This is a genomic window from Marinifaba aquimaris (assembly GCF_013328345.1).
Lineage (GTDB): Bacteria > Pseudomonadota > Gammaproteobacteria > Enterobacterales > Alteromonadaceae > Marinifaba > Marinifaba aquimaris.
Genome location: NZ_JABULX010000011.1, coordinates 82,854 through 96,999, shown reverse-complemented (window position 1 = coordinate 96,999; position 14,146 = coordinate 82,854). Strand labels below are relative to the sequence as shown.

At 38.7% G+C, this 14,146-nt stretch carries 6 protein-coding genes; 4 read left to right on the top strand and 2 right to left on the bottom strand.

Annotated elements, in window-relative coordinates; all coding sequences use genetic code 11:
* Window positions 1-63: 63 nt before the first annotated feature.
* From HR060_RS09130 to HR060_RS09115, 4 genes are all read left to right on the top strand, one after another.
* Window positions 64-516, top strand: coding sequence for a BLUF domain-containing protein (locus tag HR060_RS09130; protein WP_174199996.1), 453 nt, complete (start codon window positions 64-66; stop codon window positions 514-516).
* A 163-nt stretch (window positions 517-679) separates the two neighbouring features.
* Window positions 680-2,218 (top strand): AbgT family transporter, encoded by a 1,539-nt coding sequence (locus tag HR060_RS09125; RefSeq protein ID WP_174199995.1) that lies wholly within the window; start codon window positions 680-682, stop codon window positions 2,216-2,218.
* Window positions 2,219-2,447: 229 nt separating this feature from the next.
* Window positions 2,448-3,782: a hypothetical protein gene (locus HR060_RS09120; RefSeq protein WP_174199994.1), complete on the top strand. Its 1,335-nt coding sequence runs from the start codon at window positions 2,448-2,450 to the stop codon at window positions 3,780-3,782.
* A 24-nt stretch (window positions 3,783-3,806) separates the two neighbouring features.
* Window positions 3,807-10,487 (top strand): response regulator, encoded by a 6,681-nt coding sequence (locus HR060_RS09115; RefSeq protein WP_174199993.1) that lies wholly within the window; start codon window positions 3,807-3,809, stop codon window positions 10,485-10,487.
* Between the two features lie 27 nt (window positions 10,488-10,514).
* Here HR060_RS09115 and HR060_RS09110 read toward each other — a convergent pair whose 3' ends face one another.
* Both HR060_RS09110 and HR060_RS09105 read right to left on the bottom strand, forming a co-directional pair.
* Window positions 10,515-12,797 carry a carbohydrate binding family 9 domain-containing protein gene (locus tag HR060_RS09110; protein WP_174199992.1) on the bottom strand — a complete coding sequence of 761 codons (2,283 nt, stop codon included), beginning with the start codon at window positions 12,795-12,797 and terminating at the stop codon, window positions 10,515-10,517.
* 156 nt (window positions 12,798-12,953) lie between these two features.
* Window positions 12,954-14,030, bottom strand: coding sequence for a peptidylprolyl isomerase (locus HR060_RS09105; RefSeq protein WP_174199991.1), 1,077 nt, complete (start codon window positions 14,028-14,030; stop codon window positions 12,954-12,956).
* Window positions 14,031-14,146 lie beyond the last annotated feature (116 nt).

Below are 14,146 nucleotides of genomic sequence, written 5' to 3'. Positions count from 1 at the left end.
GTTGGATGAACTAAATTTAGATCGTATTCGTAAATGCAAGAATAGTTATAACTGGAAGTATGTATGTCAGAGAATCTTCATCGAATCGGTTACATCAGCTGTTCCCAGCTAAAAAGCCTTTGTAAAGATCAACAAGATAAAATCAACGAGTCACTGAGTGCTTTGGTACTCAATTCTAAAACTAAGAATTCTAAAAATGGTGTCACAGGTGCTCTGCTCTATAACGGTGATCATTTTGTTCAAGTATTAGAAGGTGATAAAAGCTACCTAGAAGCACTTTATCAAAAGATCTTAGTCGACTCGCGCCATCAAGATGTACGTTTGTTATTTAAATATCCAGTCAAAACACGTGCGTTTAATGCATGGGCAATGGAGCTAGTCCATGCACCCAAGCCTCTACCCGTTTCACTTTCGTATTTATTGAAAGACCAAAAACCGACTGCATCTAATGCCTTTGCCGATAATACCGTTGCACTGTTAAAAGAACTGTTAGTCGATCAGCGTAAAATAGGCTAAATACACCAGCCTCTTATATCCTCACAAAGACATTATATGTCAATTATGCTTGCCTATTTACCCGTTTGGGCAAGCGACTACTCTTTTGCAATAGGGTTAAGTTCGTCAAATAAGCTGTTACACTGTGAAATATCTTAGCTATAAATAGAATAAAGGCTTGTATATGGAACAAACTAACACCAGTACTTTGCAACGAGTACTGAATAAGGTAGAGATCTGGGGTAATAAACTCCCTGACCCAGCTGCTTTATTTATCTTATTACTATCCTTTGTATGGGTTATTTCTTGGGCATTATCAGGCATCGATTTTGATGTTATCGACCCAAGAACAGGCGAACAGTTGGTCATCAACAACCAGCTATCTGGTGCTGCGATGGCACAATTTTTCTCATCTATGGTCACTAACTTCTCTCATTTCCACCCTGTAGGTGTGGTATTAGTAGCCATGTTAGGTATTGGTGTCGCTGAGTATTCAGGCTTTATCAATGCTGGCCTTAGAGCGTTAATGGCTGTCACTGCAAAATGGCTTTTAACACCAATGATCATCATGGTCGGTATAGTCAGCCACTCTGCCGTTGATGCAGGTTATGTATTGGTGATTCCACTCGGTGGGGTTATTTTCTATGCAGCGGGTAGACATCCACTTGCCGGTATTGCAGCCGCTTTTGCTGGGGTGTCAGGTGGTTTCTCAGCTAACTTTGTGCCTTCTTCGGTTGACCCTATGCTGCAAGGCATTACTCAAGCTGGTGCACAACTTCTCGACCCAAGCATTACGCTAAACCCACTAAATAACTATTACTTCACGGCCTTATCTTCAATTGTAATCATCTCATTAGGTTGGTTTATCACTGATAAAGTCGTTGAGCCTAAATTACAAAAAAACAAATTAGACGGTGATTTATCTGATTTACCGTCAATGGAGCCATTAAAAGATGATGAGCGTAAAGCGCTTCGTTGGGCTTTATTATCAACAGGTGTAGGTATTGCTATTTTAGTCATTACCGCTTCTTTTGAAAATTCAGCATGGCGCGCGGCCGATGGTTCATTAACAGCGTTTTCTGCCCCATTAATGAAGTCAATTGTACCGCTGATTTTCTTCTTATTTTTAATCCCTGGTTTAGTCTACGGTATTGCCATAGGTACCATTAGTAATACTAAACAGTTTGTTGCTGGTATGAGTAAAGCCATGGAAAGCATGGGTTACTATTTAGTGATCATGTTCTTCATCGCTCAGTTTATTTATGCATTTGGCCAATCAAACTTAGGTATTTTACTAGCAGTAGAAGGGGCTGAATTCTTAAAAGCCATGTCATTACCAGCAGGCGTGACAATAACGGGCATTATTTTCTTAACAGGCTTTATTAACCTATTTGTTGGCTCTGCATCCGCTAAGTGGGCATTATTGGCGCCTATTTTCATTCCGATGTTAATGCAGCTAGGCATCTCGCCAGACTTAGCACAAGCGGCGTACCGTATTGGTGACTCAAGCACCAATATCATTACACCTTTAATGCCTTACTTCCCATTAGTGGTGGTTTTCTGTCAGCGCTATGTTAAATCTGCAGGTATCGGTACATTAACGGCTATGATGTTACCGTTTGCCTTGTCCTTCTTAGTAGTATGGACAATCTTCTTACTCCTGTATTGGTCTGTGGGTATACCATTAGGCCTACAAGCTAGTTATGAATATATACCTGGCTAATTGGGTAAGTACTAAAAAGACGCGACTTTATGTCGCGTTTTTTTATGCCTAAATAACAGCCTGTAAAAATTTATATCGTTTTGTATTTGATACGTTTTGTAACTTTTTACTCAGAAAATTCACTTAAAAATCAGTGAATTTTATATGGCTTGGTTTATATTGGTATATGTAATATTTGTCAGATTTAACGCTGGTGTTTGAAAAAATAATAACTATTGAGGTAACAACTTTGGAACAGTCCACTAACCGCCCCTCACCAATTGGTACTTTGTATTTAGAAGGGCTAATGAGCAGAGCTGAAATACTGTTTAATGCTGGCTATCAGTTTAAAGGCACCATAGATGCAGAGCAATTAGAGCAAAGCTTTTTAGCAATTGTTGATAACATTGCTAAGTTTAATCACCAGCTTAACTACCGAGACCAAGATAGTTTTAGTTGGCAGCATCAGCCTCAATACCAACAGCGGTTTCACCACATTCAAGCGGATGATCTTGATAGCGCCTTTAGCGATTTATCGGCCAATGCATTTGAAATACGAGAATCGAGTAATAACTACCCTTTTAATTTAGTGCTCATTTCAGGTAACGATGAGTTTATTATTGCCCTGCTTAACTCTCACGAATTTGTCGACGCCAGAAGCTCTGCAAACGTATTTGATTTAATTGTTAAACACTACAATGCCGTAAAAGCCGGTGATGATAAATTAGCACATACTGCGGAACTATCTGCCAAATCGCTAAAAACAGACAGTGCAGCAGCAATTAGCCGTCAGCTAAAAAATGCTGACTATAATACTGAAAATAACTTAAATAGATTACAAAATTTAGCCGTTGCAGATGATGGTGGCTATGGCGTATCAGTCCATGAGATGGATGCACTATTGCCACCTTTTAAAGCCAGATATAGAAAGCCCGTCAATTGTCAGTTTGATTTAACACGTGCGATTAGTGCTTGCCGTAAACAGTACCCAGAAGTATCGAAAAACGCCATTATCAATGCCCTGATACATCAAGCCATTTACAACTTAAATCAGACCAATGATAAAGGTGCTAAAGAGCAAACTATTGCCGGAAAAATGGTTGTCGATATTATCCCAAATGATGATAGGCACAATCATGTCGGTAATTATATTGGCTTTGTACCTTTAAGTACGGATGGTCATATTTCACTTGCCGACATAGCTAAATCTATTAACGACTACATAGTTGAAGTTAAAGAAACACAGCTTAATTTGACCTGTTTTGATTTAGTTGAAGATTTAGCCCAGCAAAAGGTTATTGGTACGGCGAATGAACCTTTCTCTTACATCATCACAAACTGGAATAACTACAATTTTTTACAGGGTAAAGATTACTTACACGGCTGTGAATCGGTCGCGCATATTAGTGGCGTAAACGTTGATCCAATTGATGCCACTGGTGCTGCTTTAATCAACCGCCCAGTTTTTGTCGTCAATATGAGTTTTGATGATCAAGTTTATATCTCTTTATTCCCATCACTGGTAGATGACAAAATCAATCAACAACTGGTTGATGAAATTATGAATATACAGTCAACGTTATAACCGACAACTGACAAGGATGTTTTTATGCAATATATACTGGATTACCGAGTCATTGAGAAGCTATATGAGAGTACAGAATCACTTGTCTATCGGGTTGTTGATGAAACGACACATAGCCGACTGATATTAAAAATCCTTAACAAGGAATACCCGTCACAACTTGAACTCAGTCAATTTAGGGATGAGTATGAAAAAGCACGTCAACTCAAGGATGTTGTTGGTGTCAATCAAGCGCTGAGTATTGAAAATTATAAAAACTCATTGGCGATTACCTACGCCGATATTTCAGGCATTTCGATTAGACAGTGGCAAACAAGACACACGCTCACTTTAACGGAACAACTCGAAATAGCAGCCGATATCGTCAAGATTCTTTCTGATTTGCACAACGCGGGTTTTATTCATAAAAACATCAATCCTGATAACATTGTTATCAACCCTGAGACCAATCAATTAACTTTAATCGATCTCAGCTTAGCCACTCAAATTAAGCAAGAAATACAAGGTTATAAACACACCAAGCTATTACAAGGTCAGTTAGCTTATATATCGCCAGAACAAACAGGCAGAATGAATCGCAATCTCGATAGCCGCAGTGATTTATACTCTTTTGGTGTCACACTTTACGAGTTACTGACTCAAACCTTGCCTTTTTATGGCGAAGATAACATGACATGGGTACACGCCCATGTGGCCCTTAGCCCGATTAATCCTATTGAACACAATTCTGATATCCCCGCTTCTATCGCCAATTTGTGCCTGCGTTTATTAGAGAAATTGCCAGATGATAGGTATCAAAGTGCTGATGGTGTGTTATACGATTTAAACTACTGTATTAAACAGTTAAAACAGAATAACCGAGTACCTTCTTTTGAACTCGGTAGTAGAGACCAAGCGAATCACTTTCAGGTCTCCCAAAAGCTGTATGCGCGGGATAAACAAAAACAAGTCATTTTAGATAGCTTTAGTAAAACGGGTTTGGGCAGTAAAGAACTGATCATGGTTTCTGGTTATTCGGGTACCGGAAAAAGTGCTTTAGTTAACGAATTACACAAGCCCATCACTCAACATTATGGCTTGTATTTAACGGCTAAATTTGAGCAATATCAACGTGATATGCCTTATTTTGCCTGGAATCGTGTAGTTGAACAATTTGTTGAACACATACTGCAGGAAGACGATAAAAACTTAGCGCAATGGCAACATGAATTAAAAACCGAATTAGGCAATTTATCAGCGGTATTAACGGATCAAATTCCGAACCTTACCGCTATTTTGGGTAAACACGAAGCTCCACCACAATTAGAAGGTGAACAAGCCCTTAACCGTTTTAACTATGCCTTTAGTGCATTTTTCAAACTCATTGCTGATGATAAACAACCGCTGGTGATATTCATCGACGACTGGCAATGGGCAGATAAGGCGTCTATAAACTTACTCGCCTTCTTAATGGCCGATATTGAGATCAAATACGTGTTATTTATTTGCGCGTATAGGAATAATGAAGTTAATAATCAGCATCCATTTATGCTGATGCAAGAACAACTCAACGAAAAGCTGCTACTGATTCAGCACATCTTACTTGAGAACTTATCTAAAGATGATGTTCAACAACTTGTTGAAGATTCGTTGCATCAAAGCTATGTATCGAGCCAAGCCATTAGACTTATTTATGAAAAGACCCAAGGTAACGCTTTTTTTGTTATTCAATTTTTGGAAAATCTTTATAAAGATGGATACATTAGTTTTAACAGCCAACAAGGCCATTGGCAGCTTGATATTGAGGGCATAAAAGAACAAAACATTGAAGATAATGTCATTGACTTACTCTGTTATAAACTGCTAAAACTCGACCAATCAAGCTTATCCAATATTAAATTAGCGGCGTGTATTGGCCACAGGTTCGATCTTCAAACCTTAGCCAGTATTGCAAAATTAGAGAGCCAACAAGTCGCGGCATCTCTTGAAAATGCCATTGCTGATGGCGAAATAACCCCTTTAGATGCCAACTATCGTCAAGCGTTATACAACAATGACATTCAGGTGTTTTACCAATTTTCACACGATAGAGTTCAGCAAGCGGCATATAGCTTAATCGATCAAAATGCGACAAGCCCTATTCATTATCAAATAGCCAATGTACTGCTTGATTCACTAGACGATGACAGTATCAACAAACGCGTATTTGAAATCGTTCACCACCTTAACCAAGCCCAAGATCAAATTCGCTCGGATAAAGATAAAAGAGAATTGTTTGAGTTAAATTTATTGGCCGGTAAACGCGCTAAGCAACAAACTGCCTACAGCCCTGCAATGAATTATTTTGCCCACGCGATTAATGCTTTGCCTTATGACCATTGGCATAATCATTACACCGTTTGTGCGCACTTGTTCCTCGATGCGGCAGAGTCAGCACTATTGAGTAAACAATACAACTTGATGGAACACTATCTGGAACAAGCAGAGAAAGACCTCAAGGCCTTTAGCCATCAAGTTCAATGCCAAATGATCCGCATGCAGGCATTTACCGCTCAAAATAAACTATCACAAGCAGTTGATACTGCGCTTGATACACTCGATAAATTAGGTATATCGCTTAGTAAATCACCTTCAGATTTTAACGTCTTAACTGGCACATTATTTACCAAATTATCAATCACTAGGAAGTCTATCGACAAACTGGCAAAAATGGATGATATTGATAAAGAACATGTATTACTGGCCGTTAAAGTACTCGGTCTAGCACTACCGCCAGCATATTGGGCCTCACCTAACCTGTTCTTTTTAATCGTCTTTAAGTTGACTCAACTATCGGCTAAATATGGCCATTCACCGCTCGCAGGTTTTAGCTATGCATGGTGGGGGATCATTGAATGTGCCATTTTAGGCAATGTCGACAAAGGCTATAAGTTTGGACAATTTGGTTTAGACTTATGTGAGCAAAAAGGTTATCAAAGTCACCAAGTGTTATTCTATTGGGGTTGGATAATTCAAAATTACCAAAAGCCATTAAAAGACTCGATTCCAATCCTCAATAAAAGTTACAAGCTATCTCTAGAAGCCGGTGATTTTGAATATGCATCATTTGCTTTAAACAATTATTATCAAGCGCAATTTCACTGTGCAGAGCCACTTAATGAGCTATTGCCCAAAATGAAAAATGCAGCCAATGACTTGGCCAACCTTAATTATCAAGCATCGATTAACTGGCATGGAATATGGACCCAAGCCGCTGTTAATTTTAATACACCGATGAATAAACCTTATCAGCTTGAAGGTGATTTTTACCGGGAATCCGTTAAGTTAGACCAACACTTAACGATGAATGATGCCAGTTCATTATTTTTGCTCTACACAGCTAAATTAATCTTGAGTGTTTACTTTAATGATGACGATAGTGCTCTCATTTTTGCCAATAAAGCACAGGAATATGCCAAAGCGGGATCGGGCATGTTTGCCTTTTCAAACTTCCATTTTTATCGCGCACTTTGCCTAATAAACTTGGCTTTTAAAGACAGCAATTTTACAACTAAATACAAAAAACTGGCTAAGGTGAGCTTAAAAACCATAGCTAAACTTGCTAAGTCATCGCCAATCAATCACCAGCATCGGCATTTATTTTTACAAGCCAGTATGTTCCAACTTGAAGGCGAACATTACCAAGCGAGTGATTTCTATCAACAAGCAATAGATATGGCTAGAGAGAATGGCTTTATCCAAGAATGTGCCTTATTTAATGAAAAAGTAGCAGCGAGCTACCTTCTGCGTAAACAACAAAGTTTAACTGAACATCATTTGCGACAGGCTTGTTATTATTACGGTTTATGGGGGGCAAAAGGAAAACTCAAGCAATTAGAAAATGAGCAAGAAAAGCTGCTGGGAACACATAATGCTTTAAGTGCTAAAAAAGATGATAATGCCTCTTTTGAAGGTTTAGACCTTGCGTCAATTATTAAAGCGTCACAAGTGATCGCAAAAGAGATCGTTTTTGATGATCTGCTAACCACATTGTTAAAAATCACCATTGAAACAGCTGGTGCGCAAAAAGGCTTATTATTCTTCCAAAAAGATGATCAATTTGATGCTGTTTCCGGGGCTAAACTCATTGATGGTGAATTAGCCTTCTTCAAACCGGATATGACGGGCGATGATTTTTCACAAGCTATTTTTAATCAGACAGTTAGAAGTGGTAATGTGATCAATGTAGGTAATGCTATAGCTGACCCTAAATACCAGCAAGAAAACTACATCAATCAACATCAATGTAAATCGATCATTTGTCTGCCTTTAATGCATCAAGGCAAAACAATCGCGGCACTTTATTTAGAAAATAATCTGATTCTCGATTTATTTGATCAAAGCCGCGAGCAAATGCTCATGGTACTGGCATCTCAAGCAGCGATCTCTTTGATGAATGCCAACCAGTATACATTCTTAGAAAGTCAAATCTCCGAGCGTACTCAAGAAATTCAATCTAAAAACGCAGAGCTAAAAAATGCCAATATGGCGAAGTCTGATTTCTTAGCCAAGATGAGCCATGAAATTCGAACACCGATGAACGCCATTATTGGTTTGAGTAAACTCACACTAAAAACCCCATTAGATCAGGAACAACATACTAACTTATCGAAGATCCTCGATTCATCAGAAGCGCTTTTAGGTATTCTTAACGATATTTTAGACTTTTCTAAAATTGAAGCCGGTAAAATGGATATTGAACACGTGTCTTTCTCACTTGATTCAATCATTCAACGCTCAGTGGGTATTGTCAGCCTAAAAGCACATGAAAAAAGCCTAGAATTAATCACTTATATCGCGCCTAATGTACCTAACCATTTGATAGGCGATCCACTGCGCTTACAGCAAATCATCACAAACCTATGCTCTAACGCCGTTAAGTTTACTGATCACGGTATTATTTCAATTGAAGTCCATTTAGCAGAACAGCAAAATGACACAGTAAAATTGAAGTTTTCTGTCAAAGACTCTGGGGTAGGTATGACCCGAGCCCAACAAGATAAGCTATTTAAGTCTTTCTCTCAGGTTGATGAATCTATCACCCGTAAGTTCTCTGGAACGGGGTTGGGCCTTGCAATATGTAAGCAGCTTTGTGAGCTAATGGGTGGTAATATCTCGGTATATAGCCAGCCCGATCAGGGCTCAGAGTTTGTTTTCAGTGTGGTTATGGATGTCAATAATAACGCACCAGACAATCAGCTCATTTCTAAAAATGTCCTATCTAAACTGAATATTTTAGTTGTTGATGATATTGCCCTCTCAAGACAAGTGGTGTGTGATGCCTTGCAATTTGCTGGTATCAAACCCGATACCGCAGAGAATGGTCAAATTGCACTGGATAAGATATCTCAAGCCATCAATGACAGCAGTCCTTACGATTTAGTTATTATGGACTGGCGCATGCCAGTGCTAGATGGGATTGAAACCGCCAGGATAATGAAAGAAAAATTCAGTAGTGATATACCCAAAGTACTCATGGTATCAGCCTATGATAAAGATGAAATTCGCGCTCAAGCCCAGCCAATGGGTATTGAACACTTTTTAGAAAAACCCATTAACCAAAGCTATTTGATTGATTACCTAGTATCTATTTCCACTGATACCGTACATACCGATCCAATCTATCAGTTACAAGAACCACAACGTGCTGATTTTACTGGTCGTAAGATTTTATTAGTTGAAGATAACATGCTAAATCAACAAGTTGCTTTAGGCTTTTTATCGGATTTTGGAGTCAGTGTTGATGTCGCTAATAACGGTGAAGAGGCATTGCAAAAACTAACCGATAACCAAGATTACGGTTTGGTATTTATGGATATTCAAATGCCGGTAATGGATGGATTAACTGCCGCTAAAATCGCTATTAATGAACTGAATATCAAAACACCAATTATTGCTATGACCGCCCATGCTATGGCTGGAGATAGTGAAGTGAGCAAAAAAGCAGGTATGGTCGATCATATCACCAAACCCATTGACCCTGATATTTTATACAGTACGTTAAATAAGTATCTCAACCACGCCAAGATACAGTCTGCACCATTAGTTGAACCTCCTCAGCAACCCGATGTACCGCCACATGCGAACTTAATTAACCAGCTAAGTAATATACCTGCACTTGAAGTACAACAAGCCATTAAAAAACTTGCCGGTAAAGACACTCTTTATGTAGAGCTTGTCAAAGATTTTACGTTTAACAACGACAAAATAGATAAAGATTTAGCTGATATGAAAGAGCAAGGCGATGATGAAGGGTACTATCGTTTAATGCACTCACTTAAAACCAATGCTAATTACATAGGTGCACTTGAGATAGCTAAAACAGCTGCAAGATTAGAAAAGGAAATTGGACAAAACCAAGCTGACTCACAAGAAATACAACATGTTTGCGATCAAGTAGTAGATTTATGTCAAGCAATGAAGATGTGCCTGAATAATCAAGCACAGAGCTCTGATGAGAAGTCTCTCAATGTCAGCCAAATTAACCAGCTATTAGAGCAACTTGAACAATTAAGCCAAAGGGCGGACAGTAGTACAACCGATGTAGCTGAGCAATTAAGAGCATCAAGTATAGGGACGTTTATCGAGCCAGATGTCGAAGCTATTTATCTCGATATACAAGATTTCGAGTTTATGTCTGCTGTAACCAAGATTGATAAACTCAAATCAGTGATTGCTGTACATTAACGAAACATTGCTTAACGTTATGCTTGGCTATATTTGCCAAGCATAACTCAATTTTGCGAACATACTTTTTTGATTTTTCGTTAGCCCGTCAATACCATCATCAGGATTGTCATAGGCACCATCGGCATACCCCAAATAAACGACCGTCCCTGGATTAACGGTATAAGAGTAGATAAGCTGGGTAGATAAGCTTCGTTCTTTACTCGGTTTTTCAAACTGATAATTATCGGGGTTAAATCTAAAATTACTGTAAATAGCCGCAATTTTTAATCTGTGCCTCACATCAAATTGATAATTTAACCTTAAGTCAGTCAAATTTGCCGTAAATACATCTGCATTATCGGCTTCAAGTTTTTTGTGAACATGAACAAGCTCTAAATTTAAATACTCTGTCATATCCCAATCTAACTCGGGTTTTAGCTCATAGAATTCAGCTAATCTGTCATTAGCAAAATCAATTTGATTACCAAACTCAAATAAATGCCCTACCCATAAATTTGCTACAGGCCTCATTTCGGCCCAAAGCCAAGTAAAATCCTCGTTATATAATTGCGTATTACCATCAATGCTTAAATCGTTTTCATTAAACCTTGGGCCAACCCTATCACGTACCCCAGTACCCATAGAGATAAATGATTGCTGTTGACCATTCAAACGCACACCACCTTCAAGTTCTTTTTCGATAAGCTCACCATTAATGTTATGAGCAATATCCCAATCGGACCAAACTTCAACTTCATTCCACCAATTTTCAGTGGGGTACCAAAAGCGTTTGCTGCCAATAATGCTTTTCGTAATATCAACTTGTTCTTCAAACCCTAAATCAGCGCGAAAATCTTCGCCAAGATTTTGATGGATAGCATAAAACTCCCAATCTCTAGAGTTGTGTTCAAGGTCTATTCGATAAGCCGTGTCTGAAAACGTTGATGCTTGGCAAGTATCTGTTAAACAAAATGGATTTAAGCTGTCAGACCAAAGTGCTTGGATAGCAATTTTTGTTTGGTCATTAAATCGGTAACGCGTATCAACACCCAGCATATAATTGTGATAATTATCACTTTCTCTCAGGGTAGAAATGGTTCCTATCGTTAAAGCATCCGTTACGTCGTATCTATATCGAAATGCAGCGTTAATTGATGATTCATCAAGTGTTTCAACATCTGACTCAGTATTACCGGGTAATAAAATCTGTGTTTGAGTATCATTGGTCACCATCAGAGCCAAAGTATGATCATCCACTCTGCTCGTCAGTTTAATACCAGCGTCTGGGTCAGCGATATTTCGGCTATATACCAAATCAAAGTTAGTACTAAAGTAATCGTTGTTTTCAAGGAAAAAGCGGCGTTTCTCATCGAGAAACAAGGTAAAAGTATCATTGATACTCAGCTCAGCTGAATCGGCTTCAATTTGTGAAAAGTCAGGGTTTAGTGTACCGGTCAATTGTGTATTAGCACTTAATGCATAATTGATGTCTAAACCAACTTCAGCATCGTTTTGTATAGACCAATCGCGTGTTTCGTCAAGATCCCGCTCCGATGTTTCAGAAACCACCAAAGAAGGTACTAAAGTTAAATTTTGTGATGCAGATGCTTGAATTCCAGTTAATGGAGCCATTTGACACAAGGTACATGAATTGTTGCGATCATCTTTGATATGCGATAACCGATAACTAACTTCCCTAGGATAGAAACGTACAAACTCAATTCCAAACTGATGCTCTTTATTTGAAACCGGAGGCATATTCATAATAGAAAGCGGAATGGCCATTTCAACGGTGTAGCCAAAATCGTGTACTTTGGTTTGAACAGACCATATGGCATCCCAACTATCACTTTCACTGCCATTTGTTTCATCTTCAATGGCATCTAATTGCACACCGTAAGGATTAACAAAAAACTGGTAAGCCAATTTAGCATCGCCAAACGTGTCTAATTTTACACCGACTAAATCATCATCCCAGGCTTTATCTCTTGGACGATAAAACGCCCTTATTGTTTGTGGATTAGGGTCTTTTGCATCAAAAGCAACAAATAAACGGTCTGTAGTTTGATAATAATAAACTTGGGTAGCGACTGGCGCGCTCGTATTTTCAAACGGCTGCGTCACATAATTGAGATTGAGCTCATTGGCTTTTTGCCATACGGGTTCATCTAACACCCCATCTAATTGGACGACATCAGTATAGGTGGAGATAGCTAATGTTTGATCAGCCTTTGCATTGGCAGCTTGCTGATAAATAGGTAAAAATAAAATGAAAAATAACTGAACAAAGCGGACTTTGATCAACTTGAATAAATGTCTACAGAACAAAGGTAACTCCATAAAGATGCTGTAACAGCTACTGATTCTTTAATGAGTTACCATTGTAAAAATTAACTTATACTAGCCCTAATTTTTAATAAAATTAGTAACTTATGTTGTGTACCGATATCTTAACAAGGCAGTTCTATCGCATTAAATGCGTGACTAATCGCGATTAACTTGTTTACTGCGTAAACGTCTGATAGCGCTCAAAGCTAATAAGCCAGTTAAAAAATAACCCACACTACCACCACTTGAGCTGCTGCCCGAACTGGTTCCTTTATCAGCAAGGACAACCGATACTTCTGCAGCTGTTGATAGCTCGCCTTTATCATTAGCAATTTGATAGCTAAATTTATCTGTTGCAGTTGCCTCGCCTGTGTGCGTGTAGGTGATACTGCCATCATCATTGACAACCGCAGTACCAAATTCTGGTTGTTCAACGATAGCCAAACTCGTTAAATCAAACTGAGAATCGACGGCCGTATCGTTGTTTAGTACCGGAATTTTGAAGCTTTCATTTTTGTAGATACGAAGTGTATCGCCAATCGTTCTTGGGTTGGAATATTTAGGCGGCATTAAGTCTAAAAACGTGTCTTTTGTATCATTGACAACCACAATATTTTCAATGACAACATAGTTGTCTAAATTGATAGTCACCTCACCAGATTCAAGCTCCTCTTCACTGAGACCTTGCATTGGCGTACTCGTAAATGCACCACCTAGATTCACTCTTGGCAAGGCTGCAATTTTCTCAAGTACATCTAAGCCATCATCTAAAACAACGCCAAACACAGTAAAGCCATTGTTTTGAAAATCGAGGCCGTCATTATTATCAACTAAATTAAAAAACCACTGACTCGTACCACTGTCTGGGTCATCGCCTAATTTTGCCATGGCAATAGTCCCTTTCACATTCGATAACACAGGCTCATTTACAACGGCGTCATTGGTTTCAATCACAGTGATCATATCGTCTTGTTCAGCGGTATCGTAATGGGCCTGGAAACCTCCGCCTTGAATAATAAAATCTGGCATACTTCTGTGCACAACAGCATTTTGGTAAGCGCCCGCTTCAACGTAATTGATAAAATTCTCAACCGTTTTAGGCGTGGTGCTGTCGAATAAGTTCACTTCAAAATCGCCGTGAGAAGTTTGAAATTGGACAACTGTTGCATGAGCAGATACGGATAAGAAAAGTGAAGTCAGCACTGTGCTGATAGAATGGATTGGCTTGATCATGTATTTGTATATTTATGTTACTTCTTGGAAAAGACACATTAATCAAGCCAATTACTTTGATAAAGTTAAGAAGTGTTAAAAAACCGCTTTAAAATGTAACTCTACTAATTAAAACG